The 26,066-nt window shown below is 66.6% G+C and carries 34 protein-coding genes and 1 tRNA gene; 17 read left to right on the forward strand and 18 right to left on the reverse strand.

Annotated elements, in window-relative coordinates; genetic code table 11:
• Positions 1–113 precede the first annotated feature (113 nt).
• Positions 114–290: a type II toxin-antitoxin system RelB family antitoxin gene (gene relB / locus A7X12_RS01805; protein ID WP_064309933.1), complete on the forward strand. Its 177-nt coding sequence runs from the start codon at positions 114–116 to the stop codon at positions 288–290.
• The gene (locus tag A7X12_RS01810; protein ID WP_064309934.1) at positions 290–562 is read left to right on the forward strand and encodes a type II toxin-antitoxin system RelE/ParE family toxin; all 273 of its coding nucleotides are present in this window, start codon (positions 290–292) and stop codon (positions 560–562) included. Before relB ends, A7X12_RS01810 begins: the two co-directional genes overlap by 1 nt.
• 130 nt (positions 563–692) lie before the next feature.
• On the opposite strand, the gene A7X12_RS01815 is transcribed toward A7X12_RS01810, so the two are convergent.
• The gene (locus A7X12_RS01815) at positions 693–971 is read right to left on the reverse strand and encodes a hypothetical protein (RefSeq protein ID WP_157105473.1); all 279 of its coding nucleotides are present in this window, start codon (positions 969–971) and stop codon (positions 693–695) included.
• A gap of 396 nt (positions 972–1,367) precedes the next feature.
• On the opposite strand from A7X12_RS01815, the gene A7X12_RS01820 reads away from it, so the two are divergent.
• Positions 1,368–1,814, forward strand: coding sequence for a DUF1003 domain-containing protein (locus A7X12_RS01820; protein ID WP_064309936.1), 447 nt, complete (start codon positions 1,368–1,370; stop codon positions 1,812–1,814).
• Positions 1,815–1,826: 12 nt separating this feature from the next.
• On the opposite strand, the gene A7X12_RS01825 is transcribed toward A7X12_RS01820, so the two are convergent.
• The 5 genes from A7X12_RS01825 to A7X12_RS01845 form a co-directional block, all read right to left on the reverse strand.
• Positions 1,827–2,030, reverse strand: coding sequence for a hypothetical protein (locus A7X12_RS01825; protein WP_064309937.1), 204 nt, complete (start codon positions 2,028–2,030; stop codon positions 1,827–1,829).
• An 81-nt stretch (positions 2,031–2,111) separates the two neighbouring features.
• On the reverse strand, positions 2,112–2,324 hold the full coding sequence (locus tag A7X12_RS01830) for a cold-shock protein (protein WP_064309938.1): 213 nt from the start codon (positions 2,322–2,324) through the stop codon (positions 2,112–2,114).
• A 232-nt stretch (positions 2,325–2,556) separates the two neighbouring features.
• Complete coding sequence (gene grpE / locus A7X12_RS01835) at positions 2,557–3,114, reverse strand: nucleotide exchange factor GrpE (RefSeq protein ID WP_064309939.1); 558 nt, start codon at positions 3,112–3,114, stop codon at positions 2,557–2,559.
• A 15-nt stretch (positions 3,115–3,129) separates the two neighbouring features.
• Positions 3,130–4,173 (reverse strand): heat-inducible transcriptional repressor HrcA, encoded by a 1,044-nt coding sequence (gene hrcA / locus A7X12_RS01840; RefSeq protein ID WP_064309940.1) that lies wholly within the window; start codon positions 4,171–4,173, stop codon positions 3,130–3,132.
• 35 nt (positions 4,174–4,208) lie between these two features.
• Positions 4,209–4,793, reverse strand: a complete 585-nt coding sequence (locus A7X12_RS01845) for a DUF6438 domain-containing protein (protein ID WP_064309941.1) — start codon at positions 4,791–4,793, stop codon at positions 4,209–4,211.
• 105 nt (positions 4,794–4,898) lie between these two features.
• On the opposite strand from A7X12_RS01845, the gene rph reads away from it, so the two are divergent.
• The 4 genes from rph to A7X12_RS01865 all read left to right on the forward strand — a co-directional run bounded on the left by rph (position 4,899) and on the right by A7X12_RS01865 (position 7,401).
• Entirely contained in the window at positions 4,899–5,612 is a 714-nt protein-coding gene (rph, locus tag A7X12_RS01850; protein ID WP_064309942.1) for a ribonuclease PH, read from the forward strand.
• Positions 5,609–6,280, forward strand: a complete 672-nt coding sequence (gene rdgB / locus A7X12_RS01855) for an RdgB/HAM1 family non-canonical purine NTP pyrophosphatase (RefSeq protein ID WP_064309943.1) — start codon at positions 5,609–5,611, stop codon at positions 6,278–6,280. Before rph ends, rdgB begins: the two co-directional genes overlap by 4 nt.
• Positions 6,281–6,407: 127 nt before the next feature.
• The gene (locus A7X12_RS01860; RefSeq protein WP_232318246.1) at positions 6,408–6,878 is read left to right on the forward strand and encodes a transcriptional regulator; all 471 of its coding nucleotides are present in this window, start codon (positions 6,408–6,410) and stop codon (positions 6,876–6,878) included.
• 322 nt (positions 6,879–7,200) lie between these two features.
• Positions 7,201–7,401: a hypothetical protein gene (locus A7X12_RS01865; protein ID WP_064309945.1), complete on the forward strand. Its 201-nt coding sequence runs from the start codon at positions 7,201–7,203 to the stop codon at positions 7,399–7,401.
• A 62-nt stretch (positions 7,402–7,463) separates the two neighbouring features.
• On the opposite strand, the gene A7X12_RS01870 is transcribed toward A7X12_RS01865, so the two are convergent.
• Positions 7,464–7,550 (reverse strand) — tRNA-Tyr (locus A7X12_RS01870).
• A gap of 121 nt (positions 7,551–7,671) precedes the next feature.
• Between A7X12_RS01870 and A7X12_RS01875 the strand changes: the two genes are divergently transcribed.
• From A7X12_RS01875 to A7X12_RS01885, 3 genes are read left to right on the forward strand one after another with little or no spacing between them, the layout of a single operon-like run.
• The gene (locus A7X12_RS01875) at positions 7,672–9,276 is read left to right on the forward strand and encodes a M20/M25/M40 family metallo-hydrolase (RefSeq protein WP_064309946.1); all 1,605 of its coding nucleotides are present in this window, start codon (positions 7,672–7,674) and stop codon (positions 9,274–9,276) included.
• Entirely contained in the window at positions 9,276–10,022 is a 747-nt protein-coding gene (gene rlmB / locus A7X12_RS01880; RefSeq protein ID WP_064309947.1) for a 23S rRNA (guanosine(2251)-2'-O)-methyltransferase RlmB, read from the forward strand. Before A7X12_RS01875 ends, rlmB begins: the two co-directional genes overlap by 1 nt.
• An 11-nt stretch (positions 10,023–10,033) precedes the next feature.
• A complete protein-coding gene (locus tag A7X12_RS01885; RefSeq protein WP_064309948.1) occupies positions 10,034–10,768 on the forward strand; it encodes a hypothetical protein in 735 nt (244 codons plus the stop codon).
• A 63-nt stretch (positions 10,769–10,831) separates the two neighbouring features.
• Here the strand turns inward: A7X12_RS01885 and A7X12_RS01890 are convergent, their stop codons facing one another.
• The 4 genes from A7X12_RS01890 to A7X12_RS01905 form a co-directional block, all read right to left on the reverse strand.
• Positions 10,832–11,257, reverse strand: coding sequence for an OsmC family protein (locus A7X12_RS01890; protein ID WP_064309949.1), 426 nt, complete (start codon positions 11,255–11,257; stop codon positions 10,832–10,834).
• A gap of 52 nt (positions 11,258–11,309) precedes the next feature.
• Entirely contained in the window at positions 11,310–11,720 is a 411-nt protein-coding gene (locus A7X12_RS01895; RefSeq protein ID WP_064309950.1) for a glycine zipper 2TM domain-containing protein, read from the reverse strand.
• A gap of 85 nt (positions 11,721–11,805) precedes the next feature.
• A complete protein-coding gene (locus tag A7X12_RS01900; protein WP_064309951.1) occupies positions 11,806–12,309 on the reverse strand; it encodes a hypothetical protein in 504 nt (167 codons plus the stop codon).
• 68 nt (positions 12,310–12,377) lie between these two features.
• Positions 12,378–12,839, reverse strand: coding sequence for a hypothetical protein (locus A7X12_RS01905; RefSeq protein WP_064309952.1), 462 nt, complete (start codon positions 12,837–12,839; stop codon positions 12,378–12,380).
• A 256-nt stretch (positions 12,840–13,095) separates the two neighbouring features.
• On the opposite strand from A7X12_RS01905, the gene A7X12_RS01910 reads away from it, so the two are divergent.
• A complete protein-coding gene (locus tag A7X12_RS01910) occupies positions 13,096–15,843 on the forward strand; it encodes a [protein-PII] uridylyltransferase (RefSeq protein ID WP_064309953.1) in 2,748 nt (915 codons plus the stop codon).
• 15 nt (positions 15,844–15,858) lie between these two features.
• Positions 15,859–16,242 carry a VOC family protein gene (locus tag A7X12_RS01915; protein WP_064309954.1) on the forward strand — a complete coding sequence of 128 codons (384 nt, stop codon included), beginning with the start codon at positions 15,859–15,861 and terminating at the stop codon, positions 16,240–16,242.
• Between the two features lie 13 nt (positions 16,243–16,255).
• On the opposite strand, the gene A7X12_RS01920 is transcribed toward A7X12_RS01915, so the two are convergent.
• The gene (locus A7X12_RS01920) at positions 16,256–16,657 is read right to left on the reverse strand and encodes a low affinity iron permease family protein (protein ID WP_064309955.1); all 402 of its coding nucleotides are present in this window, start codon (positions 16,655–16,657) and stop codon (positions 16,256–16,258) included.
• 421 nt (positions 16,658–17,078) lie between these two features.
• Positions 17,079–17,507, reverse strand: coding sequence for a cupin domain-containing protein (locus A7X12_RS01930; RefSeq protein WP_232318248.1), 429 nt, complete (start codon positions 17,505–17,507; stop codon positions 17,079–17,081).
• 103 nt (positions 17,508–17,610) lie between these two features.
• On the opposite strand from A7X12_RS01930, the gene A7X12_RS01935 reads away from it, so the two are divergent.
• The 3 genes from A7X12_RS01935 to A7X12_RS01945 all read left to right on the forward strand — a co-directional run bounded on the left by A7X12_RS01935 (position 17,611) and on the right by A7X12_RS01945 (position 20,048).
• A complete protein-coding gene (locus A7X12_RS01935) occupies positions 17,611–17,979 on the forward strand; it encodes a glycine zipper 2TM domain-containing protein (RefSeq protein ID WP_064309958.1) in 369 nt (122 codons plus the stop codon).
• Between the two features lie 41 nt (positions 17,980–18,020).
• Positions 18,021–19,199, forward strand: coding sequence for a glycosyltransferase (locus A7X12_RS01940; RefSeq protein WP_064309959.1), 1,179 nt, complete (start codon positions 18,021–18,023; stop codon positions 19,197–19,199).
• A gap of 282 nt (positions 19,200–19,481) precedes the next feature.
• Positions 19,482–20,048, forward strand: coding sequence for a hypothetical protein (locus A7X12_RS01945; protein WP_064309960.1), 567 nt, complete (start codon positions 19,482–19,484; stop codon positions 20,046–20,048).
• Between the two features lie 114 nt (positions 20,049–20,162).
• Here the strand turns inward: A7X12_RS01945 and A7X12_RS01950 are convergent, their stop codons facing one another.
• From A7X12_RS01950 to crcB, 5 genes are all read right to left on the reverse strand, one after another.
• Positions 20,163–20,840, reverse strand: coding sequence for an ATP12 family chaperone protein (locus A7X12_RS01950; protein WP_064309961.1), 678 nt, complete (start codon positions 20,838–20,840; stop codon positions 20,163–20,165).
• A complete protein-coding gene (locus A7X12_RS01955) occupies positions 20,837–21,058 on the reverse strand; it encodes a hypothetical protein (protein ID WP_064309962.1) in 222 nt (73 codons plus the stop codon). Before A7X12_RS01955 ends, A7X12_RS01950 begins: the two co-directional genes overlap by 4 nt.
• Before the next feature lie 11 nt (positions 21,059–21,069).
• On the reverse strand, positions 21,070–21,729 hold the full coding sequence (locus A7X12_RS01960) for an HAD-IA family hydrolase (protein ID WP_064309963.1): 660 nt from the start codon (positions 21,727–21,729) through the stop codon (positions 21,070–21,072).
• 140 nt (positions 21,730–21,869) lie between these two features.
• The gene (locus tag A7X12_RS01965) at positions 21,870–22,976 is read right to left on the reverse strand and encodes an RluA family pseudouridine synthase (RefSeq protein ID WP_064309964.1); all 1,107 of its coding nucleotides are present in this window, start codon (positions 22,974–22,976) and stop codon (positions 21,870–21,872) included.
• The gene (gene crcB, locus A7X12_RS01970; RefSeq protein WP_064309965.1) at positions 22,973–23,353 is read right to left on the reverse strand and encodes a fluoride efflux transporter CrcB; all 381 of its coding nucleotides are present in this window, start codon (positions 23,351–23,353) and stop codon (positions 22,973–22,975) included. The genes A7X12_RS01965 and crcB overlap by 4 nt, the downstream gene beginning before the upstream one ends.
• Before the next feature lie 541 nt (positions 23,354–23,894).
• Here crcB and A7X12_RS01975 point away from each other — a divergent pair.
• Both A7X12_RS01975 and A7X12_RS01980 read left to right on the forward strand, forming a co-directional pair.
• Complete coding sequence (locus A7X12_RS01975) at positions 23,895–24,992, forward strand: AraC family transcriptional regulator (protein ID WP_064309966.1); 1,098 nt, start codon at positions 23,895–23,897, stop codon at positions 24,990–24,992.
• Between the two features lie 82 nt (positions 24,993–25,074).
• A complete protein-coding gene (locus tag A7X12_RS01980) occupies positions 25,075–25,788 on the forward strand; it encodes a CPBP family intramembrane glutamic endopeptidase, BDIM_20840 family (RefSeq protein WP_064309967.1) in 714 nt (237 codons plus the stop codon).
• Positions 25,789–26,066 lie beyond the last annotated feature (278 nt).

A 26,066-nucleotide genomic window follows, 5' to 3' on the forward strand; every position in this document is an offset into this window, starting at 1 on the left:
GCGCGGTGCGCGCCACCTCCCCCTGGCGGGGGAGGATTGAGGTGGCTTCGCGCCTCTGCCCTATGCGCGCAAACCCCTTCTGCCGCCCCCGCTTCCGCGCTATATTCCCCAATATGGCCAAGCTCTCGCCCATCGAGTCCGAGTTCGAATCGACCGAAGCGGCCGAAGCCTATAACGCGTGGTTTCGCGCCAGGATCGAACCGCGGCTGGCCTCCAACACGCCGGGCATCCCGCACGACGAAGCCATGGCGCGCGTGCAGGCCATTCTCGATCGGCGCAAAGTGCGCTGATGCGGCCGGTCCTCTGGCACCCTGAGGCGCTGGAGGAATTCGAAGCCATCATCGACTTCATCGATGCGCGAAACCCGCCAGCGGCTGCGCGGCTCGCCGCAACGATCCGCGACGCCGCCGAACGCCTGCCCGATCACCCCTATCTCTACCGCCCCGGCCGCCTTCCCGGCACGCGAGAAGCGGTGGTCCACCCCAACTACATTCTGGTCTACCGCGTTGGCGACGTCATCGAGGTGATGGGCGTCGTGCATGCCCGCCAGCACTATCCCTGATCTGCCGCCCTTATCACCGAGCGCCCAGCCTCACCTACTCACAAACCCCGGCACCCCGCCCGCGGTGAGCGGACGCGCGCAAACCGGCACCGGGAACGTCCCCGATGCCGGCGGTACCGCGGCGCGCGCCTCAGGCGGCGATCTTCTTCGGGTCGATCCAGAGCGCCGACTGCGCCTTGTTCGGCACGAACTGCGGCTCGCCGAACGGGCAGCGGATCAGGCTTTCCTGCTCCAGGCATTCGGGAAAGCTGGCATAGAGCCCCTGCCACTTGCCATATTTGCAGTACAACAGCGCATCATTGCACACATAGGCGGCACGCGCGGCCATCGCCGGCTGACGGGTCGACGTGGCAAAGGTTACGACAACGGCCAGGGCCCCCAACTTCGCTGCGACTTGCATCCACCGCATCGTCTTCTCCCTCTGTTCGGTTTCGACTCTTCGAAGAGTCGCAGCTATCTTCCTGCACTATTTTGCTATTGGCAATGCGTCGAGCGATGCTCGCGCGTTGTTCCTGCCCGCCGCCCGCAAGCGGAAGGGGGTAGAAAGGCCCCGCCCCCGCCCGCTTCGTCGCATCCCGGGACGGCGGCGTCGGCGGCCGGGTTGACACCGCCCTGCCCCGCGCCCATCTCCCGCTGCGGTCGCTCCCCACGGTGCGGCCAAACGCCAACGGATCCGAGAAGGAACCATGCCCAGTAACGATCAAAGTAGACCGACCGCGCCTGTCCGGGCCGCCGCGCTGAACTGATCGTTGCCGATCACCGCACGCGCCGGCCCGGACGGGCCGGTCGGCAGTGAGGTGTTCCCATGAATGCAGCCATTCGTTTCCTGAACGACCTGCGCCGTATGGGCGGCGGGGCGCGGGACCTCAACACGGTGTTCGACGAACGCCTGACCTTCGGCGAGCGCCTCGCCGATCGGGTCGCGGCGGTCGGCGGCTCCTGGGGGTTCATCATCGGCTTCGGCGTGTTTCTCGGCGCCTGGGCGCTGATCAACACCGTCGTGCTGGCAGCGCACGCGTTCGACCCGTTCCCGTTCATCTTCTTGAATTTGATGCTGTCGATGCTCGCGGCGCTCCAGGCCCCGATCATCATGATGAGCCAGAACCGACAGGCGGCGAAGGACCGGCTAGAGGCGCGGCTCGACTATGAGACCAACCTGCGCGCCGAGGCGCAGATCGAGGAGCTGCATGCAAAGATCGATTCGCTGCATGCGGATATCGCCCGGTTGATGGACGTCCGGGCGCCGCGATAAGCGCGCGACAGCCTAGGCCGAGATCAGGGCGCGCGCTTCCTTCTCGGCCTCGTTGAGCGCCCGCTGCGTGGCGACGCGCTCGGCGCGGACGGCCATCGCCTCCCAGGCGGCCTGGGACCGGAGGTGCCGTTCGCGGACATTGTCGAGATCGCTCCGGGCGGCGGCGGTCCCGGCTTCGTCGGCCCGGGCGCGGAACAGTTCGATTTCGGTGGTCATCGGCGAGGCTCTCCGCTGGAGGAGGAAGGTAGTTGATGCGAAAACGGCGGCCCCGGATGGGACCGCCGTCTTGGGATCAGGTCAGTCAGCCGCCTGGAGGTTGACCGCCGCCATCTTGCCGCGGCGATCCTGCTCCAGTTCGTAGGTCACGCGCTGGTTCTGCTGCAGCGTGATCATGCCGGCGCGTTCCACGGCCGTGATGTGGACGAAGGCGTCGTTGCCGCCGGTATCCGGCGCAATGAAGCCATAGCCCTTGTCGGCGTTGAAGAACTTGACGGTGCCAGAAATGGTCATGGGTGTTTTCCTTACATTGTCGGCGCGCCCCGTGCGGGCGGACCTCGCGCTTCAGGGGCAGGGATGGAAGGAAAACGGAGCCGCAAAGCACCAGAGACCAACGATTTGCGACTTCAGCACCCCATATGTGGGCGTTTAGACCGGGGAATGCAATGGCGGTGCGAGGAACGGAGGCAGCACGGCGGCGCTGCGAGGCAATGCCCCGCCCCTGTCGGAGCGGGGCGAAGACCGGTCAGTCGGGCTTTTTGGCGACGGCGACGAGCGCCGGGCGCAGCAGCCGGTCCTTGATCATGTAGCCGGACTGGATCTCCTGCACCACGGTGCCGGGCTCCTTGTCGGCGACGGGCATTTCCATCATCGCCTGGTGTTTGTTGGGATCGAGCACCTCACCCAGCGCCACCACCTTGGAGATGCCGTGGCGGCCGAAGATCGCCTCCAGCTCGCGGCCGGTGGCTTCAAGGCCGGTGACCAGGCCCTTCATCTTCTCGTCCTCGCGCAGCTCGGCCGGAATGGCCTGCAGCGCCCGGCCGAGATTGTCCGCGACGGAGAGGATGTCGCGGGCAAAGCTGGTCGCGGCATAGGCGCGCGCGTCCGCCACTTCCTTCTCGGTGCGGCGGCGCAGATTCTGCATGTCGGCCTGGACGTAGAGATGCGCCTGCTTGGCCTCGGCCAGCTGCGCCTCCAGCTCGGCGACACGGTCCTGCTCGGCAACCTCGGGGGCAGCCGGTGCAGTGTCTTGCCCTAGCGATTCGCCTTGGGTCGGTTCGGTATTTTCGATGTTCTCGGACATGGTTCCCTGTTTTCTTCAGGCCAGCAAACGGGCCAATGTGGCCGCCGTGAAATCCACCATGGGCACGACGCGGGCATAGTTCAACCGGGTGGGGCCGATCACGCCGACGACGCCGACCACCCGGCCGTCCAGCGCCCGCACCGGCTTGGCGATGACCGACGAGCCGGAAAGTGCGAACAGCTTGTTCTCGGAGCCGATGAAGATGCGCGCCGCCTCGCCCTCCCGGGCGCTGTCGAGCAGGCGGGCGATTTCCTCCTTGCCCTCCAGCTCGTCGAGCAGCTGGCGGACCCGGTCGAGATCCTCGGTAGCGCCGGTGTCGATCAGCCGGGCCTGGCCGCGGACGATCAGCACCGGACGCCGGCCGCTATCCTCGCTCCACACGGCAAGCCCGCGTTCGACCAGATCGGCGGCGGCGGCGTCGAGTGCCGCCTGCTGCTGGCGCAGTTCCCGCTCGATACGGCCGCGCGCCTCGGCGAGGGTAAGGCCGGCAAGCGTGGCGCTCATATAGTTCGCCGCCCGCTGCAACGACATCGGATCGACGCCGCCGGGCAGCTCGACCACCCGGTTCTCGACCGAGCCGTCCTCGCCAACCAGCACGGCAAGCGCGCGATCCTGGCTCAAGGGCACGAAGCCGAACTGTCGCAGCACCGTCTCGGCCTTGGGCACCAGCACCAGTCCGGCACAGGCGGACAGTCCGGACAACGCCGCAGTGGTCCCGGCGATGGCGTCTTCCACCGGGCCACCCGCCCCGGCCCGCGCCTCGATCGCCGCGCGCTCCTCCACCGAGGGTTCGCTCGCCTGCATCATGCCGTCGACGAACAGGCGGAGGCCGCTTTCAGTCGGCATACGGCCGGCGCTGGTGTGCGGTGCGGCGAGCAGGCCCAACTCCTCCAGGTCCTGCATCACGTTGCGGATCGACGCCGGGGAGAGATTGAGCGCCGAGATGCGCGAGATGGTGCGCGAGCCCACCGGCGCCCCGTTGTCGAGATAGGATTCCACCACGATGCGGAACACGTCGCGCGCGCGGTCGGTCAGCTCGTGGATCGGCGGCGTGATCATGGTGGCCCGTATCTAGGCGGTGGGACGGCCAGGCTTCAAGGCCGGGCACCGATGAGGCTGGCAATCGGCAGCAGATCCGGCGCGGAGCCGATCGCATCGGCCATGCTGGCGTTCCGCGCTCGCTCGCAGCCGAAATAATAGGAGAGCGCGCGATGCCCTGCCTTTCCGTCCCACTGCACCTCGACGCTCGGCATGTCCGTGGCATGCTGGCCGCAGCTCGGCGTGCCAGGCGCGATCCGGACGCTGCCGCTGCGAGGACGATAGGGCGCGAGACGGGTCAGAAAAGACTCATATTGCCCGGGGGATACCCGGAAATCCCGTGCACCGCTGACGGCGGTGAAGCGCTGCCCCTCGAAGGTGCCGGTCCCGTCCGGCCGGACGGTGACGGAATAGACCGGGCAGGCTCCGCCGCAAGGCGTGGTCGTATAGCGGATCATCTCTCCCCGGACGATCGGCGCCGAGGGTCCGGCGGGCGTGCCGCTGCTGACCGGCGGCGGCGGGGGCGTCGGACGCATGGGCCCGGCAGGTGCCGGACGCGCGGGCCCCTGCGGTGGCGCGACCTGCGGAATGCAGCCGCCGAGCATCGCTCCACCGAAAACCAATGCAACCAGAACCCGCATCTGTGTCTTTCTCCCCCATGCCTTGTGCTCGCCTCTGTGCGACACTGGCGGAACGCGCCGCCACGGTCTAGGTGCCCGGCTCGACCTTTAGGGAGACTGAATCGCATGCGCCCATCCGGCCGCGCCCCCGACGAGATGCGGGAAATCACCATCACTCCGAACTTCACCCGTCACGCCGAAGGTTCGGTGCTGATCGGCTTCGGCGACACCCGCGTGCTCGTCACGGCCAGCGTCGAGGAGCGCGTGCCGCCGTTCCTGCGCGGCAAGGGCGAAGGCTGGGTGACCGCCGAATATGGCATGCTCCCCCGCGCCACCCATACCCGCGGCCAGCGCGAAGCGGCCAAGGGCAAGCAGTCGGGCCGTACCCAGGAAATCCAGCGTCTGATCGGCCGCTCGCTACGCGCGGTGACCGACCTCAAGCTGCTCGGCGAGCGCCAGATCACCCTCGACTGCGACGTGCTGCAGGCCGATGGCGGGACGCGCACCGCGGCGATCTCGGGCGCCTGGGTGGCGCTGCGGCTGGCGGTCAACAAGCTGATGGCGGCAGGCGCGATCACCGCCGATCCGATCACCACCCAGGTCGCCGCAGTGAGCTGCGGCATCTATCAGGGTACCCCGGTACTCGATCTCGACTACCCCGAGGACTCCTCGGCCGATGCAGACGCGAACTTCGTGCTGCTCGCCAATGGCAACATCGCCGAGGCGCAGGCAACTGCCGAAGGCGCGACCTATGACGAGGAAGGGCTGCTGCGACTGCTCCGCCTTGCCCGCATCGGCTGCACCCGCATCTTCGACGCCCAGCTGAAAGCGGTCGGATGAGCGGCGAGGGCGACACGCCCCAGGCGATCCGCAAGCTCGCGCCGGGCCGGCTGGTGATCGCCAGCCACAATGAAGGCAAGGTGCGCGAGATCCGAGAACTGCTCGGTCCCTATGGGATCGAGCCGGTCTCGGCCGCCGAACTCGACCTGCCCGAGCCCGAAGAGACCGGCACCAGCTTCGTCGCCAATGCCGAGCTCAAGGCGCTGCAGGCGGCGGACCTGTCCGGCCTGCCCGCGCTCGCCGATGATTCCGGCCTCTGCGTCGAGGCACTGGGCCTCGCGCCGGGCATCTACTCTGCCCGCTGGGGCGTCGCGGCGCCGGGCATGGACGGGCTCGAGCCTGTCGCCCCCTTCGAGGGCCGCGACTTCGGCCTGGCGATGCAGCGGGTGGAGAACAAGCTGGCGGCCCTCCCGCCCGAAACCAGCCGCGCCGCACATTTCGTCTGCGCGCTCGCCCTCGCCTGGCCGGATGGTCATGTCGAATGGTTCGAGGGCCGCGTGCACGGCGAACTCGTCTGGCCGCCGCGGGGCACCAAGGGCTTCGGCTATGATCCTATGTTCGTCCCGCTCGGTGAGGTGGAAACGTTTGGAGAAATGGATCCAAGCGCCAAGCATGCGATGAGCCACCGCGCCGATGCGTTCCGTCAATTGGTCGCTTCGGTGTTCTGATCGAAGCCGAATTGGCGCTTGCTCAACTTCGCGGGTTCGAAGGTTTAAGCTATCCTAACGACGTCCATATATTGATCGAGTAACGATCGCTGCCTAAGCACGGGCGACGATGGAGGACAAATTGGGGGTGCGCGGCACCGAACTATTCGATGAAGTCGATGCGCGGCTGAGCGAAATCAAGCGACTTTTCACGCAGTTCGCCGGCGAAGCCCCTGCGGCCGCCGGCGAATCAGCGCGTGGGCAGTTCCGCCGGGTGGATCTTGCGCGCATGATTCTATGGGGTCGCACGCTGCTTGAGCGCGAAGTCGCCAAGGACCTGTTTGCCGACCCGGCGTTCAACATTCTGCTGACGCTCTATGTCAGCCGTGCGGAAAGCAAAGACGTCTCCACGTCCGCCGCCTGCACGGCGTCCGGCGTACCGACGACAACGGCGCTGCGCTGGATCAACGCGCTTACCCGCCGCGGCATGATCCACAAGCGCAGCCTCGCCACCGACCGGCGTTTCACCTATTTGGAGCTTAGCGACAAAACGGGCGCCGCGCTGGATCGATATTTCGACCTTATCCTGGATCGCGCGTCGCAGCCGAGGGAACCATAACCCCATATTTGTTGGTGAGCCGTTCGAGCGAGAGCGAGACGTTTGCCGCCTCCGCGTCTTCACCCAATTGATCGAGTAACGCGATCGCGTCCAACAGGTGCGTACACACCGTCTCGATAGCTGCGCCCCGTTCGTCCATTCTGTCAAAAACTCGCGTATCTTTATATCCACATTGGATTTTTTGGTACGCAGCGACAAGTCAGGAATTATCCCGACGCGGGACACACCTAGAACACGGTCGATCGTAACCGCAACCCTTTGCGCATTGCGATAGTATATTCATTATGGATATGAAGAATGGCTCCGCCTGCAAGGAGGGCCAGTGACGCCGCTTTCTACGCTTCTTGAACGTGCCGAGACCATCTATCTGACACATGGCACCGGCAGCGCTGCCTATCTGCTCGAACAGATCGAAAGGGCAATTCGCGAGGGTGCTCCGGTGCAGCACATCTGCGAACTGGACCATTTGCTGCAACTGATCGAATATCGCGATCGCACGCTGGCCATTTACGGCAAGAAGTAATGCACCGCGGTTGGCGGCGCTCCCTCATGCGGCGATCCGGGAAGGATCGCTCGCAGCGGCGGTGGTGGATAGGGATGGATTCGAACCACCGTAGGGCGAAGCCCGGCAGATTTACAGTCTGCTGCCTTTAACCACTCGGCCACCTATCCATGGAGACCGCCGCTTGCGAGCGAGGGGGCCCAATGCCGAAGCGAATCGAACCTGTCAACGCCTTGCGTGCACTCTTTTGCGCGCATAGCGTCCCGCGCTTACATTTTGGGGGGATAACCGATGCGTCGCACCATGCTTGCACTCACCGCCACGCTGCTCGCCAGCGCACCGATCGCGGCCCAGACGATCCAGACCAGTCCGACCGATCGCGTGATCGACCAGGGCACGAACCATTCGGAAGTGATGCGAATCGCGCAGTATCTCACCGACGTGATCGGCGCGCGCCTCACCAACTCGCCCGGCATCCGCAAGGCCGAGGACTGGACCCAGGCCAAGTTCCGCGCATGGGGCCTGGTGAACGTCCACAAGGAGGGGTTCGAGTTCGGCCGCGGCTGGTCGAACGAAAAGCTGGCCGTACGCATGGTAGCCCCCCGCCCGCTCCAGCTGATCGCAGCCCCCCTGCCCTGGACCCCGGGCACCAACGGTGCGATCACCGGCGAGGTCGTGCTCGCGCCGCTCGCCGACGAGGCCGCCTTCGCCCAGTATAAGGGCAAGCTGAAGGGCAAAATGGTGCTGATTACCGAGCCCAAGGAAATCGAGGACCCGACCGAAGCATCCTTCAAGCGCTGGAGCGTCGAGGAAATGGCCAAGCGCGACTTCTATGATCTGCCCAACGGCGGCGGGGAACGCCCCTTCAATTCGGCCCGCCTCACCTTCGCAGGCAAGCGCGACGCCTTCCTCAAGGAAGAGGGCGCGATCGGCTATGCGATCATGTCCAGCCGCAACGGCAAGCTGGTCCACGGCCAGAACAGCCAGTTCCAGGTCGGCCAGTCGGGCGCACTGCCGGGGATCGAGATCGCGGCGGAAGACTATCGTCGCCTCGCCCGCCTCGCCAAGATGGGCGCCAAGCCGACGCTGGAGATCGACGCGGTCAACCGCTTCGACGACAGCGACACCAAGGGCTACAACATCCTCGCCGATATCCCCGGCACCGATCCCAAGGCGGGCTATGTGATGGCCGGCGCGCATCTGGACAGCTGGGCAATGGGCGACGGCGCCGCCGACAACGCCGCCGGCAGCGCGATGGTGATGGAAGCCGCCCGCATCATCCGCGCCTCGGGCATCAAGACCAAGCGCGCGATCCGCTTCGCACTGTGGGCGGGCGAGGAGCAGGGTCTGCTCGGCTCGATGGCCTATGTCGAGGCCCACATCGCCAAGCGCCCGGTCGATCCCAGCGCAACGGGCACCGTCCGCTACATGACGTGGAGCCGTGCCTTCCCGATCACCCCGGGGCCGGACCACGGCAAGCTCGCCGCCTATTTCAACCTCGACAACGGCTCGGGCAAGATTCGCGGCATCTATGCGCAGGGCAACACCGCGGCGATGCCGATCTTCGAGCAGTGGTTCACGCCGTTTCACGCCATGGGCGCCACGATGGTCTCCGCGCGGCGCACCGGCAGCACCGACCATGTCTTCTTCGACGCGGTGGGCATCCCGGCGTTCCAGTTCATCCAGGACCCCCTCGACTATGGCTCCATGGTGCATCATACGGACGTCGATACGTTCGATCATCTGAAGGCCGACGATATGCGCCAGGGCGCAACCATCCTCGCCGCATTCCTGATCAACGCCGCCAACAGCGATCAGCCGCTGCCGCGCGCGCCGCTTGCGACCGCGCCGACCCCGGCCGATCAATTCTATCCCTTCCCGGAGTCCGCACACTGATGAAACGTCGAGGCCATCGTCCCAGCCAAGCCCCTGCATCGCGGCCGCGTTTCTACGGCCGCCACGCGGTGCTCGCGGCACTCGCCAATCCCGAGCGGACGGTGCGCAAGATCTGGGGCACGCGCGAGGCGCTGTCGGCGCTGGACCTGCCCCCGGTCATTCCGATCACCTATGCCGACGCGGCCGATCTTGGGCGCCTCGTGCCGTCCGACGCGCCGCACCAGGGGCTGGTCGCCGAAGTCGATCCGCTCGAGGAGATCTGGCTTGGCGATCTGCTCGAGCAGGGCGCCGAGGACAAGCGCCCGCTGCTGGTGCTGGACCAGGTGACCGATCCGCACAATGTAGGCGCGATCCTGCGCTCGGCGGCAGCGTTCGACGCGCTGGGCATTGTGACGCAGGACCGCCATGCGCCGCCCGAGACCGGCACCCTCGCCCGCTCCGCGGCGGGGACGCTGGAAGTCGTGCCCTGGGTCCGCGTGGTGAACCTGTCGCGCGCGCTCGACGAGATCGCCGAGGCCGGCTTCTGGCGCGTCGGCCTCACCGGTCACGCCAAGGCGACGCTGGGCGAGGTGATGGGCGAAGGCCGCGTCGCGCTGGTGCTCGGCGCCGAGGGCGAAGGCATGCGCCAGAACACCGAGGCGCATTGCGACCAGTTGGCGCGCCTGCCGATCTCGCCCAAGGTGGAAAGCCTGAACGTGTCGAACGCCGCAGCCGTGGCGCTCTACGCGGTGAACACGCGCGACTGAGGACCACGGGCATGACCAGGATGTTGCGAACGCTAGCGGCGGTGGTGCTTGCCCCGCTGGTGCTGGCGAGCTGCCTGTTCGTGCCCGGCAAGTTTGATTCCGCGCTCACCATCCACCGCGATCGCAGCTTCACCTTCACCTACAAGGGCGAGGTGGTCGCCATCGACCTCAAGGGTCTCGGCGGCGACTTCATGAAGATTGCCGAGGAAGAAGGCGGCAAGAAGGGCGGCAAGAACGGCTCGGCCGATCCCGCCAAGGTGAAGGCGGCTGAGCAGGCGAAGCGCGACGAAGAATATCGCAAGCTCGCGATCGAGCTCGCCAAGGAAGCGGGCTATCGCAGCGTCGAATATCGTGGGAACGGCATCTTCTATGTCGATTTCGCGCTTTCGGGCGTGCTCGATCATGCCTTCGTCTATCCGTACAATCAGGACAATGAGATCGTCCTGCCCTGGATCGCGATCGAGCTGCGCGGCAAGGACGCGGTGCGCGTGAAGGCGCAGGGCTTTGCCCGGCAGAAGAACGAGGCGGCGGGCCTGGGCGGCATGGGCGGCGGCCTGTCCGAGGGCGCGGCGGCGGCCGATCGCATGGAGGGAAGCTTCACCCTCACCACCGATGCCGAGGTGATCAGCCAGAACAACGAGGCCGGCGCCGAGACCGTCGGCAGCGAGAAGGTGATCACCTGGAAGGTGAATACCCGCACCAAGGACGCACCGATGGCGTCGCTGCGCGTGGCGCCCTTGCGCTGATGCGAAAACGGGCGGGTGCACCGGCACCCGCCCGCCCTCTCCACACCCCTTTGGGGATAGGGTTCAGGCCAGTTCCCACTCCAGCGCGATCTGGGCCTTGAGCAGCTTGGACACCGGGCAGTTCGCCTCGGCCCCCTTGGCGAGCGCCTCGAACTGCTCCTGGCTGATGCCGGGAACGTCCGCGCGCAGCTTCAGGTCCGAACGGGTGATGGTGAAGCCGTCGCCGTCCTGCTCCAGCTTCACCGCCGCCGTGGTCTCGAGCGTGCCGTCGCTGAACCCCGCCTGGGCAAGCGCGAAGCTCAGCGCCATGGTGAAGCAGCCGGCATGCGCCGCCGCGATAAGCTCTTCCGGGTTGGTGCCCTTCTCGTCGCCGAAGCGCGTGTTGAAGCTGTAGGGCGTAGCCTCGAGCACGCCCGAAGGGCTGGTCAGCTGGCCTTTGCCGGCCTTGCCGAAGCCGGTGTAGCGGGCGGTGGCGGTGCGCGTGGTCATGGCAGGCTCCTGGAAAAGAATGGGCCGGGGAATCGACCCCGGCCCACATGTATCACTTGCACGTGACGTTGTTGCGATCGATCGAGCGACCGGCAGCGGCACCCGCCGCGGCGCCGAGCAACGTGCCCAGTGTCTGCGATCCGCCCGGCGCGATAAGGTTGCCGAGCACGCCGCCGGCGACGCCACCGACGATCAGGCCGGTAGTGCCGTCGTTGCGGCGGCAATAATAGCGGCCGTCCTGCCCACGATAGACGCGGTCGTTGCGCGACAGGCGACGTTCGCGCGCGCGCTGATCCTCGCGATAATAGCGGTCGGCATAATAGCCGTTATAGGCGGGGTCGGGGCGGTTATAGTCGTATTGGCGATAGCCGCCGCCGCCGGCATAGCCGGGGCCGTAGCCGCCCTCGGCGCAGCCGGAAACCAGCGTCGCGGCCGCGACCATGCTAATAGCGAAGATGCGCATCGGGTCTCTCCTGATCGATATGAAAGTGGGTGGCCAATGCACGGCCGCGCCGAAGGTTGCCGCCGCCGTGCCGATCCGGGGAGGATCAGGAAGGTGCGGCGTCGCTGCGGCGAAGCTCGTCGGCCTGACCAGCGACCAGCGTCGGGGCCGAGCCACCGGCCAGCGCGGGCGCAAAGGCCTCGCGCTCCTTGGCCGGAACGGACGCGGTGGGATCCGGACGGAACTGCTCGATCGCGCGCTGGCTGCCATCCGGATGACGTTGCCCCATCAGATCGGTCGGCACCGTTCCGGGCTCGGCGGCAGCGTTGCGACGCGCGCGCAGCACGCCCAGCGCGATCGCACCGATGGCGCCCAGTCCGGTCGCGGCGATCGCGGCGATGCCTGTGCGACGCAACGTCGAGCGCTTCTCGACCTTTGCCGCGGGGGCTGCTGCCTTGGGCGCGCGCTTCGGACGGGCCTTGGCAGCGGGCTTGGCACTGGCAGGGCGACCCTTGGTCTCAGGCTTGGCGACTGCAGCCGTTGCGGCGGCAGCCTTCGGCGTGCGCTTGCGCGGCGTGGTGGACTTCGGCGTCTTGCTGTCGGTGGCCATTTAGGGTTCCTTTCGGTTACGGGGCCGTCAACGGGCCGAGCCGCAGCCCTGTTCCGAGGGCGCTCCGATCACTTCGCGCAGATCCGCGCCCGATCGTTCACCCAGCACCCGTCCCGAAGCGTGACGATACCGAGCGGGTCCATCGCCTTGTCGTCGTCCGGATCCGCATTCCACGAGGCGTCGGCCTTGCCGTCGGCGCGGGTGGTCACCACGGCGAAGTGCGACTGGGCAGGCTTGCCCGCGCTCCAGGTGTTCAGTGTGTAGCCGCCGTCACCCATCGGATAGACCTGGCACCGGCCGTCGAGCAGCGTCTTGCCGTCGACCTCGAAGCGGCATTGCTTGGCGGCGGATTGGGGCGAGGCCTCGTCCTTCGTCACCGGCGTGGTGCTGGAAGTCGGTGTCGGGCTGGGCGTCGCGACGACCGGTGCGTCGACGTTCGCCGTGACGGCATTGTCGGCGGCCTGGGGACCGTTGCAGGCGGCCAGGGGTGCGAGAAGCAGCAGCGTCGCGGCGATGGAGCAGGTCTTCAAGGGCAAACAGCGTCTCCGCATGAGGTTGCCCCGCCCTACCCGCATGGCGTGTGTTTGGTTCCCGAACGATGAAGCAAGCAATAGCCCCTCCCCTTCAGGGGGACGGGTTGGGGTGGGGCATGACGGATGCGCGAGGGCCAAATTTCTCGATCAGCCCCCCACCCCCAACCCCTCCCCTGAAACGGAGGGGCCTAAATCGTCCTCCCCCCTCCCTTCCCGCGTGAACTTGCCCGCAAATCCTCCTATCTGACTCCCCATGCCGACCCGCTTTGCTTCCGTGCCCCATCGCCGTGCCCTGATCGATCGCCGCGCCGTCGCCGAGCGACTTTCTGCTCTTGAGCCCCGCGACACCGCTGCACTGCGCCAGGCGGGTACCGCGGAGCTCAAGGCAGCCCTTGATGCGGGCCAGGCCGAGATTGCCCGCCGCCTCGCCGAACATCCCTCGCGAGGGCTGGAGGCCGCCGCTGCCGGCGCCTTCCTCACCGATCAGATCCTGCGCCTCTTGTGGGATTTCACTGTCGAGCGGCTCCACCCCAATGCCAATCCCACCGCTGCGGAGCGGATGACACTGATCGCTGTCGGCGGCTATGGCCGCGGCGAGATGGCGCCGCATTCGGACATCGACATCGGTTTCCTCACCCCCTGGAAAGTCACCGGCTGGAGCGAGCAGGTGATCGAGTCCATGCTCTACTCGCTATGGGACATGCGGCTGAAGGTCGGCCATTCCTCGCGCTCGCTCGACGAGATGGTCCGCCAGGCCAAGGCCGACGTCACCGTCTGCACTGCGCTGCTCGAGGCGCGCTACGTCTGGGGCGACACCGACCTGTATGACGAGGCGGCGAAGCGCTTCAAGGCGGAGATTCAGGCGGACAGCGCGCGCGGGTTCATCACCGCGAAGCTGGAAGAGCGCAACGCACGTCACAAGAAGATGGGCGACAGCCGCTATGTCGTCGAACCCAATGTGAAGGAGGGCAAGGGCGGCCTGCGTGACCTGCACACGCTCTTCTGGATCGGCAAGTTCGCCTACAATGTCCGCGAACCCGCCGAGCTGGTCGAGGCCGGGCTGCTGACGCCTGCCGAATATCGCCAGTTCCGCCGCGCCGAGAACTTCCTCTGGGCGGTGCGCTGCCAATTGCACCTGATCACCAATCGCCCCGAGGATCGCCTGACCTTCGACGTGCAGCGCGAGATCGCCGAGCGGATGCGCTTCGCCGACCGGCCGGGCATGCCCAAGGTCGAGCGCTTCATGCGCTATTATTTTCTCCAGGCGAAGGTGGTGGGCGACCTCACCGGCGTGTTCCTCGCGCATCTCGACGAGAAGTTCGCCGCGCGCGGCCGGCGTTTCGGCTTCCCGGCGCTGTGGCGCGGGCGGCGCAAGCTGAAGGGCTTCGTGCTGGAGCGCGGCCGCCTCGCCCTGCCGCGCGACACTTTCTTCCGCGAGGATCCGGTACGCCTGATCGAGCTCTTCGCACTGGCCGACCAGCATGAACTGGAAATCCACCCGCTCGCCATGCGCGCCGCCGCCCGCGACGCCAAACTGGTCGACGACGTCCGCAACGATGCACGCGCCAACGCGCTGTTCCTCGAGGTGTTGACCTCGCCCCGCGATCCGGAGACGGTGCTGCGCTGGATGAACGAAGCCGGCGTGTTCGGCCGCTTCGTGCCCGATTTCGGCCGCGTCGTCGCGCAGATGCAGTTCGACATGTACCACCATTATACGGTCGACGAACACTCGATCCGCGCCATCGGGCTGCTCAGCAAGATCGAGAAGGGGCAGCTGAAGGACGATCATCCGCTCGCCACCGGGCTCCTGCACCAGCTGGCGTCGCGCCGTGCGCTCTATGTCGCGGTGCTGCTGCACGATATCGCCAAGGGGCGCAGCGGCGATCACTCGATCCTGGGCGCGGAAGTCGCCGAGCGGCTGTGCCCGCGCCTGGGGCTTACGCCCGGCGAAACCGAGATGGTCGCCTGGCTGGTCCGTTGGCACCTGCTGATGTCGGCCACCGCCTTCAAGCGCGACCTGGCCGACTTCAAGACCATCCTGGATTTCACCGCCCAGGTGCAGAGCGCCGAACGTCTGCGCATGCTGCTGGCGCTAACCGTGGTCGACATCCGCGCGGTAGGCCCCGGGGTCTGGAACGGCTGGAAGCGCCAGCTGCTCGGCGGCCTGTACGAAGCCGCCGAGGAAGTGCTGCGGCTGGGCCACAAGCAGCGCGGTCGCACCGAACGCATTGCCGCCAAGCAGGACGAACTGGCCGCGGCGCTCGGCTGGGAACCGGGCAGGCTCGAAGCGTTCAAGCGCCGTTTCACCGAAAGCTACTGGATCGCCGAGCCGACCGATGTGCTCCAGCGCAACGCGATCATGGTCGCGGAAGCCGGCGACGCGACGCTGCACGTCGAAGCACAGGTCTACCCGGACCGCGGCGCGACACTGGTAACGGTCTATGCCGCCGACCATCCCGGCCTCTTCTACCGCATTGCCGGCGCAATCCATGTCGCAGGCGGCAACATCATCGACGCGCGCATCCACACCACGCGCGACGGCATGGCGCTCGACAATTTCCTCGTGCAGGATCCGTTCGGCCAACCGTTCGACGAGGAGGCACGACTCAACCGGCTGAAAACCGGCATCGCCGATGCGCTCGCGAACCGCGCCCGCCTTTCGGAACGGCTCAAGACCAAGGCACCGGTGCGCCCGCGTGCCGATGCCTTCTCGATCGAACCCAATGTGTTCATCGACAACAAGGCGTCGAACCGCTTTACCGTCATCGAAGTCAATGCACGCGATCGGCCGGCGCTGCTCTATAGCCTTGCCAACGCACTGTTCCAGTCGAAGGTGACGATCCATTCGGCGCATGTCGCCACCTATGGTGAGCGTGCCGTCGATACTTTCTATCTTACAGACCTGATCGGCGATAAGATCAGTTCGACGTCGCGACTCAAGACGATCGAGCGGCGTCTACTGGAAGCCGCGGCGGGCGAGGAGATCGCCCAGGCCGCATGATCGGGGGGATCAAGCATGCCGGTAGTGGGACTTGGGGGCTATTTCTTCCGCGCGAGGGATCCGGAAGGATTGAAGAGCTGGTATCAGGAAATGTTGGGCGTCGGTGGCGGCTGCGGCACCGATGCCAGCGGGCAGGCCAGCCCCTGGTTCTGGTATCCCGAACCAGGGGGCATCGTATTCCAGCCCTTTGCTGCGGACAGCAGCTATTATGCGGCGGACAAACAGGTGATGCTCAACCTCCGCGTCATTGATCTCGACGGCCTGCTGGAACAGCTCAACGCCGCCGGCATTGCCATCGAGACACGACCCGAATGGGACAGCCCCGAAACAGGGCGCTTCGCACGGATCCACGATCCCGAAGGCAATCCTATCGAGCTTTGGGAGGCCCCTGCGGACTGACGCCTGCCGCGTTCTAGCGACGCCCGATCACCGCCTCGATCGATTCGTGGCGGGCGGGATCGCTTTCGCCGAATTCACGCTCCAGCCGGTCGCGAATATCGAGCAATTGCTTCTCGCTCAGGTGCTCGATGCCGATAAATTCGTTGCGCGCTTCGGCAATGGCGCGGATCACTTCGTCCAGCTTGGCCTGCAACGCGGCAGCATCACGGTTCTGTGCATTCTGAATCAGGAACACCATCAGGAAGGTGACGATGGTAGTGCCGGTATTGATCACCAGCTGCCACGTATCGGACCAGTGGAAGATCGGCCCACTCGCGCCCCAGACGATGATGATCACAAAGGCGAAGGCAAAGGCCGGCGGACGACCGGCCCACCCCGCTACGCTCTGCGCGAACCGTTCGAAAATGCGTCCCAAGCCGATGCTCCCGATGCGTGGCGGAGCAGCTATGCGTGGCATCGGCGTACTTGCCAACCAGGGGCATTCCATCGCGCTAACGGGGCCGGCGTTTCCACCGGCCCCATGTCGTCGGCGCAGGTCCTGCGCGGAAGCGCGTCACCCGCCGCAGACGGCCTCCGGCGACTGCCCCGGCAGGGGGACATGCACCGGATAGGAATGACGATCGCCACCGGGGTAGCGATGCAGGCATCCCTGCGCCTCCCGAGGCTGTTTCCTTGCGGCACAGCGTCGAGCGACTGTAAGATACTGATACCGCGGGCGTTTCCGTTCGCGTGATCGGTTGCCTTACCCGTGTGAGGGTCTCATCCAAGACGAGTCGCACCAACGCCAAAGCGATGGCGACGGCCTGTGGATAGTGTGGATAACGGGGATAACCGCTTTAGGCGCCTGGGGGTGCCCAGCCCGGCGCCGCCAGTTCGAACCCTGCGAAATCGAAGCCTGGCACGACGATGCAGCTGACCAAGCCCCAGCCGTTCGGTGCCTCGGTCGCCTGCCATCGGCCCGCCGGCACCCGCGCCTGGGGCGACTGGCCTCCCAGCACGTCCGACCCCAACGCGATCCGCTCCACGCCGCCGTCGGCATGACCTAGCTGCAGTTCCAGGGGCGATCCGGCATGCCAGAGCCACAGTTCCTCCGCGTCGACCCGGTGCCAGTGCGACCGCTGGCCTGCCTCCAGCAGGAACAGGATCGCGGTAGCCGGGGAGCGGCCTCTCCCTTCCCCGCTTGCGCGCCACGTCTCGCGATACCAGCCACCTTCCGGGTGCGACGCCAGTGCCAGCCGCTCGATGATCGCCCGCGCTTCGTCCAACTGCCTGCCTCCTGCCTGAACGGGACGTAGTATCAGGTTCATGCAACCGCAGCTAAACCCGACACGTTCGTTTCATCGATCATATATCGGGGAGTTTATAGATATGCGTACCCTGCTTCTTTCGCTCAGCGCTGCGGCGCTCGCCGTTCCCGCTGTCGCCGTCCTTCCGGCTGCGACCGCCGAGGCCAAGACCGCCATCGCTCAGGATCGCTATTATCGCGACCATGACGACCGCCGCTATCGCGACGATCATCGCCGCTACGCCTATCGCGAGTGGCGCGGCCGGGATGGCCGTCGTTATTGCCGCAAGCCGGATGGCACCACCGGCACGGTGATCGGTGCCGTGGGCGGCGCGCTGCTCGGCCGTACCATCGATACCAGCGGCGATCGCACGGCGGGCACGGTGCTGGGCGGCGTCGCGGGCGCGCTGGCCGGTCGCGCGATCGAGCGTAGCGGCAACAGCTGCCGCTAACGCGCCGAAGCATTAACCCCGGAGCGCTATAGCTCCGGGGCATGCTGCGCGTCGTCGTCCTCTCCACGCTTTTTCCGGATGCATCACGTCCAAATTTCGGCATCTTCGTCGAACGGCAGACGCGGGCACTCGCCGCGCGCGCCGGGGTGGACGTGCAGATCGTCGCGCCACGCGGCCTGCCCCCCTTCCCGCTTTCGCGTCACCCGCGCTATGCGCAGCTTGCCGCCCAGCCGGTCCGCGAGGCGTGGAACGGCCTCATTGTCCATCGTCCCCGCTTCCTCAACTTGCCGGGAACGGGCGGTCGCGCTCACGCGACCATGCTGGCCCACGCACTCCGACCGACGCTGGCCGAGCTGCGCCGCACCTTCCCCTTCGACGTGATCAGCACGGAGTTCTTCTTTCCAGACGGCCCCGCCGCCATCGCCCTCGGCGAGACGTTCGGCGTGCCGGTCTCGATCAAGGCGCGCGGATCGGACATCCATCAATGGACCCGCCGCCCCGCCATCGCCCGGCAGATCGTCGCGGCAGGACAAGCGGCCGACGGCCTGCTGTCGGTCTCGCTTGCACTACGCGACGACATGATCGCGCTCGGCATGCCCGCAGACCGTATCCAGTGCATCGTAACCGGTGTCGACCTAACCCGCTTCGCCCCGCGTGACCGTATCGCAACCAAACATGCATTGGGGGTCGACGGCCCCCTCGTCGCGTCCATCGGCGCGCTGATCCCGCTCAAGGGACATGACCTGCTGATCGACGCGGTCGCCAGCCTGCCCGGCGTCCATCTCGCCATCGCCGGCCAAGGTCCGGAGCGCGAACGCCTCGCCGCACGGATCAGCGCAAGGGGATGCTCAAGCCGCATCCGGCTGTGCGGCCCGCTGCCGCCGGACCAGATCGCCGAACTGCTCGCCGCGGCCGACGTGATGGCATTGGCCTCCTCCTCGGAAGGGCTGGCCAATGCCTGGCTCGAGGCGCTGGCCAGCGGCACGCCGATCGTGATCCCGGATATCGGCGGGGCACGCCAGGTGGTGACGGGCGCCGACGCGGGCCGCATTGTGGACCGCACCCCCGCCGCGATCGCCGCGGGCATCGCGGACCTGCTCGCCGCGCCGCCCGCTGCGACGGCTGTCCGCGCGCACGCCGAACCCTTTACGTGGGCCGCCAATAGCGAACGATTGCATAACTTCCTGAATGGACTCGTCGCCGCGCATCGGGGAACCTGAGCGAATATGCAGGGGTTCGATAGCTGCCCGGGGAGGCAAGGAGTTCCAGATGCAGAAGCCCAAACCGTACCGATCGCCCCGCCGACGCCCCTCGCATGCAACCTCGTTGCCACGCCATTTGCGCCGGGCTGCGCCGTCGCCCGCAGCGGCAGAAACCGAGTTTGAAATCGTCTTCGATTGGGAGTCCGAAGGGCCCACCCATCATTGAGCGCGCTGCCTTAAGTTGACAGCATGACTCGCTTGGCGGAAGCTGATCGCTTCACCCATGGAGGGAGGTGCGGCATGGCCGGCAAGAAAGAGAAGAAGGCGAAGAAGGGCGACAAGAAGTCTTCCCTGCTGCCGAAGGTGATCGACGGCATCAAATTGCCCAAGGACACCCGTCGCCAGCTCAGCAACCTCGCCAAGCATCCGGTGATCGCGGACCTGATCGCCTCCGGCCTGGTCGCGCTGGCGCAGCGGATCAAGGGCGGCGACGCCAAGGCCGTGGCCGAACCCGCCCCGCCGCCCCAACCCGTGGCCGAGACGAGCACCGCCCCGGCTCCGGAGACAACGTCGGAAGCCACGCCAGCGCCCGCCGCCGCGCCCGCCGTCAAGCGCATCCGCAAATCTGCGGCAGCCTCCGCGGAAGCCCCTGCGCCGGCCGAGCCCCTTGCCAAGCCCGCGACGACACGCCGCACGCGGAAGCCCGCCACCCCCGTCGCGAAGCCTGCAGCGGCGACCACCGAAAAGGGTACGGACACCGCGAGCCCGAAGCCCGTCAAGGCGCCCCCGCCTCGTCGGACGCGCAAGGCGAGCGACACGAGCGCCAAGCCGCGCACCCGCCGCACGCAGCCCAAGACGGAGAGCTGACCGCCTGCGATCCTGTCCGTCGGGATAGGGGGACGCGATGCACACGACACACGCGGCCGAGGCGCATCAACCCGAAGTGCATCCGCCCTTCACGGATGCGGCGACGATTCCGCGCTAGAGCAGCGCGAGGAATCGCGCCCCCGCCTCGAAATCCGCGCGCCGCGCTTCCCGGGCACGGGTAGCGAGTTCGTCTTCGCCCCATTGCTCGGCCTGCCAATCCTCGTCGAGCTGGACAGCGCGCCACACCGTGTCGCGATCGGCCGCGCCTTCGAGCAGCGCCAGCGCCGCCACCAGCGAGCCGCTGATCGTCACCAGCGGGTTCAGCGCCGCCAGCCGGAACGGATCGAGCGCTGCAACCACCTCGTTCAGCCGGGCGATCGTCGCCGCGGGCTGGGGGCGGTGCATGATCCCGGCCGTCGTCTCGAAATGCACGTCGTAGCGCGCGCGCGCCCAGTCGAGCAGCGGGTCCCACTGCTCGGCCTGGCGCTCCACCAGCGGTTCCGGCAGCTCGGCGCGGTAACAGAGCAGGTCGCTTTCGCCATAGCGGGCCAAGTCCGCCGCGAAGGGCGCGGGGTTGGGCGCGATCTGGTCGATCGCGGCGTTGGCGAGCCCGGTCAGCGGCATCGCGCGCGGATCGAGTTCCTCGCCGACGCCGCGCCATTCCTCGGCCACCGCTTCGGCCAGCTGCGGTGTCGGCAGTGCAAGGGCGGTGCGGGCGGGGGTCCGGACGGGGCGACCGTCGAGTTCGATGCCGCCATCGACGATGGCAACGGTCTTCCAGAATCGTTTCATGCTTCGGGGGGTGTCCTCCAGCGGCGGGCGAGCATCTTGGGGATCGCCGCCATGACCCAGAACGAGGCGAGCATCAGCGCGATACCCAGCATGGTCAGTTCGGTGGTGGTGGCCCGGCCCAGGATGAGCAGCGCCAGCACCGCGCCCGCCACCCCGACGCAGTTTGCCCCCATCATCAGGAAGTAGCGGTTGCGCGCAATGCGATCGGCTTCGGTCACGATGCCTCCAGTCACAGGGCCTCCAGATGCACCGGAATTGCCGACGCATGCTCCACGACCCGCACCGCGCCGGCCGCATGCAGATCATGGGGCGTGTGGTAGCCCCATGCAACACCCAGAGGATGCGCATCGGCGGCGACCGCCATCGCCATGTCGAAGCTGGTGTCGCCGATCATGACCGTCGTCGCCGCGCTCGCACCCGCCTCGGCGATGGCGGTCTGGATCATCGAGGGATGCGGCTTGGAGGGGTGGCGGTCGGCGGTCTGCAGCGTGATGAAGCGCTGGCGCAGGCCATGCGCCTCCAGCACCCGGATCAGCCCGCGATCCGACTTGCCGGTAGCGACACCGAGCAGCCAGCCATTTGCATCCAGCGTCTCGATCGCCTCGCGGATACCGTCATAGAGCGGCTCGTCCTCGATATGGCCCGAGGTACGCAGCGTGAAATAGGCGCGCTTATATTCCTCGGCGAGGTGGCGGTGGAGGTCGTCCTCGGCCTCCGGCAGCAGCTGGGCGATCGCCTCGACCAGGCTGAGGCCGACGATCCGGCGGATCGCCGCGCGGGTCGGCGGATCGAGCTTCTGGCCGATAAAACAATGTTCCATGGCGAGGCAGATGCTCGCCTGGCTATCGACCAGCGTGCCGTCGCAATCGAAGAGTGCCAAGCGGTTCATGGCTGCCTAATCCCCCCTCCTGCATGCGGGAGGGGACGGAAGGGTGCGTGCTGGAAGCGCGTTGTTCCGATGCGGAGGGAGCCTCCACGACTCCCCCGCCCCTGGCCCCTCCCGCAAGCGGGAGGGGGACTTCAGGGACATCACTTCTTCGCGCCCCGACCCCGCCGTTCGCCGCGGCGTTCCTTGCGATAGGCCTTGGCGTGCGCCTTGGCCTTCTGCTTGAGCAGTTCCTTGCTCATCGGCGGGGGACCGTCGTCGATCTCCAGCGCATTGCCCACCGCCAGATCGAAGCCCAGCGTGTGCATCGATTCCGCGAAATGGTGCGGCAGCTCGGCGCGCACGTCGATCCGGCCGCCATCGGGATGGTCGATGCGGATGCGGCGTGCGTGCAGGTGCATCTTGCGGCTGATCCCGCCGGTAAGGAACGCCTCCTGCAACCCGTATTTCCCGTCGCCGACGATCGGGTGGCCGATCGCCGCCATGTGGACGCGCAGCTGGTGGGTGCGGCCAGTGAAGGGCTGGAGCTCGACCCAGGCGCAGCGATTGCCGGCCATTTCGATCACCCGGTAGCGGGTGCGGGCGGGCTGGCCCTCTTCCATGTCCACCTGCATCTTTTCGCCGCCGGTGCCCGGCTGCTTGCCGATCGGCAGCTCGATGAAGCCGTCTTCGATCTCCGGCACGCCCATCACCAGCGCCCAGTAGATTTTCCGCGCGGTGCGGCTGGAGAAGCTCTTGGAGAAGAAGGCCGCCGCGCGCGCGGACCGCGCGATCAACAGCGCGCCCGAGGTATCCTTGTCGAGCCGGTGGACCAGCTTGGGGCGGCCTTCCGCCTCGAACTGCAGCGCGTCGAGCAGGCCGTCGACATGCTCGAAGGTCTTGGTGCCGCCCTGCGTCGCGAGGCCGGGCGGCTTGTTGAGCACGATCGCCTGGGCATCGCGGTGGATGACCATGGACTGCGCCAGCTCGGTCTGCTCGGCGCTGAGCGGCGGGCGGTTCGACTTGGGTCGGGCCGCGGCGGCGGGCTTGGCAGGCTCGGCCGGGGGTACGCGGATCTGCTGGCCCGCGGCGATGCGGTCGCCCGGCGTAGCACGCGCGCCGTCGACGCGGAGCTGGCCGGTCCGCGCCCAGCGCGAGACGAGGTTGAAGCTGACGTCGGGCAGATGCCGCTTGAACCAGCGGTCGAGCCGGATGCCGTCATCGTCATAGCCGACGACGAACTGGCGGACGCCGTCCTCGCTGCCGCTCATGCCGTCACCGCCCGGGCCAGCGTCATGCCGATGGCGACCGCGCCGATCGCGCCGATCACCGAGGCGAGGACATAGCCCAGCGCCGTCAGCACGTCGCCGCGCTCGATCATCGCGAAAGTTTCAAGCGAGAAGGACGAGAAGGTGGTGAAGCCACCGAGCACGCCGACGCCGAGCAGCAACCGCGCCTGCTCGGCATTCTGGCCGAAGCGGATCAGGCTGGCGCCAAGCAGCCCCATCAGGAAGCCGCCGACGATGTTGACGGCAAGGGTCCCCCAGGGGAAGGCCGGGCCGAGCAGAGCGACGCCGGCGCGACCAACGCCGTAGCGGGCCGCGGAGCCGATGGCCCCGCCGAGCATCACGAGAAAAAGATTGGGCATGCTGTGCCCCTAGCGCGAATCGGGCGAAAGGGGAAGTTTCGGGGTGGGCGGTTGTCGGCGGGCCCCAAACAGCCCCTGCGTCGGCGGGCAGTCACGGGCCCATGTCCACAAAGGTCGCGCATTTGCGCAGTCTGCCAAGGCGTACATCGGGACTGGCGGGCGAGCCAAGTTGCCAAGGTTCACACGCGCGAACGCGTTTGCGGCGGCCTGTCGCACGCGGATGAACTAGCCAGACCGTATCAAAGAACAGGCTTCGCATGGCGAGCGATCAATCGGTAGGCACCGCGAAGGATGGTGTGTGTGTACGGTCCTGACTGTCGCGTCGGTAAGAGCTGCATGCTCCCGCTGTGCATGTTTGGAATTGGTGAGAAGCGGTGAGGCGGATTTCAGGATGAGGCAGGCTATGGCTGCCGTCCGAAGTCGATGGTGTTTCAGGAACGAAAATTCGGTTCCCGAAACTCACCGCTAGATCGACTACCGTCGATCAGTCGGCCAAAGATGGGTGTTGGCTTGGTGCCGGGGCGTCTCGTACCGTGACGGCATGAACATTGGCCAACTTGACGCCGCGATCCGGGCAGGTGCTGTCAGCACGATCCTCCTGCTGGCATGGCTCCTGGTCAGCGCGCGTCACCGGGTTGGCTCGCCTGCGGCACTATTTGCACCTTTGGCGCTCTGCCTCTCTGGCTTTGTCCTCGGCAATACGCCGATCGCCGCGCTGGCCCCCGCCGGAATCGCCGGTGCCATCGCTCACACGGTGAGTGGTTTCGCGGTGGCCTTCCTGTGGTGGTTTTGCCTGTCGTGCTTCGATAGCCGGTTCAGACTGCGAGGCGCCGTGCTGCGCGTCGGTTTAGCCTGGATCGCCATCGCCGCAGCGGATCGCGGGCTGCTCGGCGATACCCTTGCGGGCAAAGGGCTATCGTTGCTGCTGGTCCCTCTAGGCTTCGCGATCGTCGCCCATATGGTCTGGCGCCTGCTGGCCGAACGTCAGGGCGACCTGATCCAGCGCCGTCACGACGCCCGGATCATGGTCGCGGTTCTGCTCGGCGGAATGCTTTTCATCGACCTAGCGGCCGATGCGTTGTTCGGCTTCGCATGGCGTCCGCTCGCGTTCGCCATGACGCAGAACGCGATGGTGCTCGCCTTCGGCCTCTGGCTGGCCGGCCGGCTGCTGACCGTGCGTGTCGATGTGCTGACCTTCGGTGTCATCGCGAACCCGCCGCTGCTGGCGGGACCAACACCGCAGTCCGGCCCCCGACCTGATGGCGCGCTGTATCGTCGACTGTCTGGCCTGATGGAAACCGAGCGCGTGTTCCTCGATCCCGAACTGACCTTCTCCACCTTTGTCGAGCGCATGGGCGCGCCGGAGCGCGCTGTGCGGACGCTCATCAATCACGAGCTGGGCTATGATCATTTCCGTACGTTCCTGAACCACTACCGGGTCGCGGAGGCACGTCGGTTGCTGGGCGATCGAAATTGCGAGGACAAGCTCATCACCGTCGCGCTGGACAGCGGCTTTGCTTCGCTTGCCAGCTTCAACCGCGCCTTCAGGGCGATCGAAGGGCGCACCCCCAGCGACTACCGAACCGCCGTGCGTCAGGGCGAAGCAAACGACACGCACTTGACGAAAGCCGGGTTTTGAGGAGCGAAATGCCGGGTTTTGAGAGGGCAAACCGTTGTCCCGCGGGTAGCACGCTCTCGCTACATGGGTTGAAGGTGGGTGTGTGAACGGTTTGATCGGTTTGGGCGGAACACTGGTTCTGTTCGTCGTCCTGGGGGCGGTGATCGGATTTAGCGATCGGAAACGCTTCTCTCCGCGCTGGCTGCTGATCGCGGCGCTGCTGGTGGCGATCAACGATGCGCTTCTTACCCGCGCCTACGGATTGCTGCCCGATCTGATCGGTGGAGAGTGGAACTGGCAAGGCAAGCTGCTAGCGTTAGCCGCCACCCTCGCCATTGCCGCGTCACCGGCATTCGGGTTTCGTCGTGTCGGTCTAACGATCGCACAGGAACCGGGAAGCGTGAGGGCCGCGTTGCCGGTCGCAATACTCTACTGCGCTTTCTTCGTCGTGATCGCAGTGGCCTTTCCGGACGGCCCATCGCGTGGGGAGGAAATGGCTTTCCAATTGACCATGCCGGGTCTGGAAGAGGAACCCTTCTACCGGGGCGTCCTCCTGTTCGCGCTCGATCAGGCGTTCACCGGCAGGAAGCGGTTTTTCGGGGTCGATTGGGGCTGGGGTTCCGTGCTGTCATGCTTCCTGTTCGGCATGGCGCATGCCTTCGGCTTCTCACACGGCAGCTTCTCCTTCGACCTTATGACAATGGCGCTGACGGCAGTTCCATCATTCATCGCCGTCTGGCTGCGCCTGCGGACAGGGAGCCTGCTTCTGCCGGTCCTGCTGCACAATTTCGGCAACTCATTTTCGCTACTGGCGTAGCAGCGACGTCCCGATCAGGAATCTTTTTCGGGATCGGCGCCCCGGCGTTCGGTCGGCAAGTCGTTCAGCCCATGCGCTTTCCCGAAAAAGGCGCTTCGGATTCCCATTCCCCGAAATAGCACGCCGGGGAGGAGAAATCGGGACAGCACCCGCTCAACGATCGGCATCTTTTGGGATTGCGGGTCGACGATCCGAACGGCCGAGACGGGCGTGAGCCGCTATGGTGCCCCTTCCTCCACCAGCGCTGTGGCGCGCGCATAGCGCGTGCGCGAACTGAT

Origin of the sequence: Sphingomonas sp. TDK1 (assembly GCF_001650735.1) — a bacterium.
Taxonomy (GTDB): Bacteria; Pseudomonadota; Alphaproteobacteria; order Sphingomonadales; family Sphingomonadaceae; genus Sphingomonas.

Excerpts from the sequence above, each read along its gene's own strand:
- A7X12_RS01965 (WP_064309964.1), bottom strand. The coding sequence starts at position 22,976 with ATGAGCGGCAGCGAGGACGGCGTCCGCCAGTTCGTCGTCGGCTATGAC.
- relB (WP_064309933.1), top strand. The coding sequence starts at position 114 with ATGGCCAAGCTCTCGCCCATCGAGTCCGAGTTCGAATCGACCGAAGCG.
- rph (WP_064309942.1), top strand. The coding sequence starts at position 4,899 with ATGCGCCCATCCGGCCGCGCCCCCGACGAGATGCGGGAAATCACCATC.
- A7X12_RS01895 (WP_064309950.1), bottom strand. The coding sequence starts at position 11,720 with ATGCGCATCTTCGCTATTAGCATGGTCGCGGCCGCGACGCTGGTTTCC.
- A7X12_RS01935 (WP_064309958.1), top strand. The coding sequence starts at position 17,611 with ATGCGTACCCTGCTTCTTTCGCTCAGCGCTGCGGCGCTCGCCGTTCCC.
- A7X12_RS01830 (WP_064309938.1), bottom strand. The coding sequence starts at position 2,324 with ATGACCATTTCTGGCACCGTCAAGTTCTTCAACGCCGACAAGGGCTAT.
- A7X12_RS01815 (WP_157105473.1), bottom strand. The coding sequence starts at position 971 with ATGCGGTGGATGCAAGTCGCAGCGAAGTTGGGGGCCCTGGCCGTTGTC.
- A7X12_RS01820 (WP_064309936.1), top strand. The coding sequence starts at position 1,368 with ATGAATGCAGCCATTCGTTTCCTGAACGACCTGCGCCGTATGGGCGGC.
- A7X12_RS01940 (WP_064309959.1), top strand. The coding sequence starts at position 18,021 with ATGCTGCGCGTCGTCGTCCTCTCCACGCTTTTTCCGGATGCATCACGT.
- A7X12_RS01885 (WP_064309948.1), top strand. The coding sequence starts at position 10,034 with ATGACCAGGATGTTGCGAACGCTAGCGGCGGTGGTGCTTGCCCCGCTG.
- A7X12_RS01845 (WP_064309941.1), bottom strand. The coding sequence starts at position 4,793 with ATGCGGGTTCTGGTTGCATTGGTTTTCGGTGGAGCGATGCTCGGCGGC.
- A7X12_RS01950 (WP_064309961.1), bottom strand. The coding sequence starts at position 20,840 with ATGAAACGATTCTGGAAGACCGTTGCCATCGTCGATGGCGGCATCGAA.
- A7X12_RS01915 (WP_064309954.1), top strand. The coding sequence starts at position 15,859 with ATGCCGGTAGTGGGACTTGGGGGCTATTTCTTCCGCGCGAGGGATCCG.
- rdgB (WP_064309943.1), top strand. The coding sequence starts at position 5,609 with ATGAGCGGCGAGGGCGACACGCCCCAGGCGATCCGCAAGCTCGCGCCG.
- A7X12_RS01910 (WP_064309953.1), top strand. The coding sequence starts at position 13,096 with ATGCCGACCCGCTTTGCTTCCGTGCCCCATCGCCGTGCCCTGATCGAT.
- A7X12_RS01945 (WP_064309960.1), top strand. The coding sequence starts at position 19,482 with ATGGCCGGCAAGAAAGAGAAGAAGGCGAAGAAGGGCGACAAGAAGTCT.
- rlmB (WP_064309947.1), top strand. The coding sequence starts at position 9,276 with ATGAAACGTCGAGGCCATCGTCCCAGCCAAGCCCCTGCATCGCGGCCG.
- A7X12_RS01975 (WP_064309966.1), top strand. The coding sequence starts at position 23,895 with ATGAACATTGGCCAACTTGACGCCGCGATCCGGGCAGGTGCTGTCAGC.
- A7X12_RS01900 (WP_064309951.1), bottom strand. The coding sequence starts at position 12,309 with ATGGCCACCGACAGCAAGACGCCGAAGTCCACCACGCCGCGCAAGCGC.
- A7X12_RS01810 (WP_064309934.1), top strand. The coding sequence starts at position 290 with ATGCGGCCGGTCCTCTGGCACCCTGAGGCGCTGGAGGAATTCGAAGCC.
- grpE (WP_064309939.1), bottom strand. The coding sequence starts at position 3,114 with ATGTCCGAGAACATCGAAAATACCGAACCGACCCAAGGCGAATCGCTA.
- hrcA (WP_064309940.1), bottom strand. The coding sequence starts at position 4,173 with ATGATCACGCCGCCGATCCACGAGCTGACCGACCGCGCGCGCGACGTG.
- A7X12_RS01875 (WP_064309946.1), top strand. The coding sequence starts at position 7,672 with ATGCGTCGCACCATGCTTGCACTCACCGCCACGCTGCTCGCCAGCGCA.
- crcB (WP_064309965.1), bottom strand. The coding sequence starts at position 23,353 with ATGCCCAATCTTTTTCTCGTGATGCTCGGCGGGGCCATCGGCTCCGCG.
- A7X12_RS01960 (WP_064309963.1), bottom strand. The coding sequence starts at position 21,729 with ATGAACCGCTTGGCACTCTTCGATTGCGACGGCACGCTGGTCGATAGC.
- A7X12_RS01825 (WP_064309937.1), bottom strand. The coding sequence starts at position 2,030 with ATGACCACCGAAATCGAACTGTTCCGCGCCCGGGCCGACGAAGCCGGG.
- A7X12_RS01890 (WP_064309949.1), bottom strand. The coding sequence starts at position 11,257 with ATGACCACGCGCACCGCCACCGCCCGCTACACCGGCTTCGGCAAGGCC.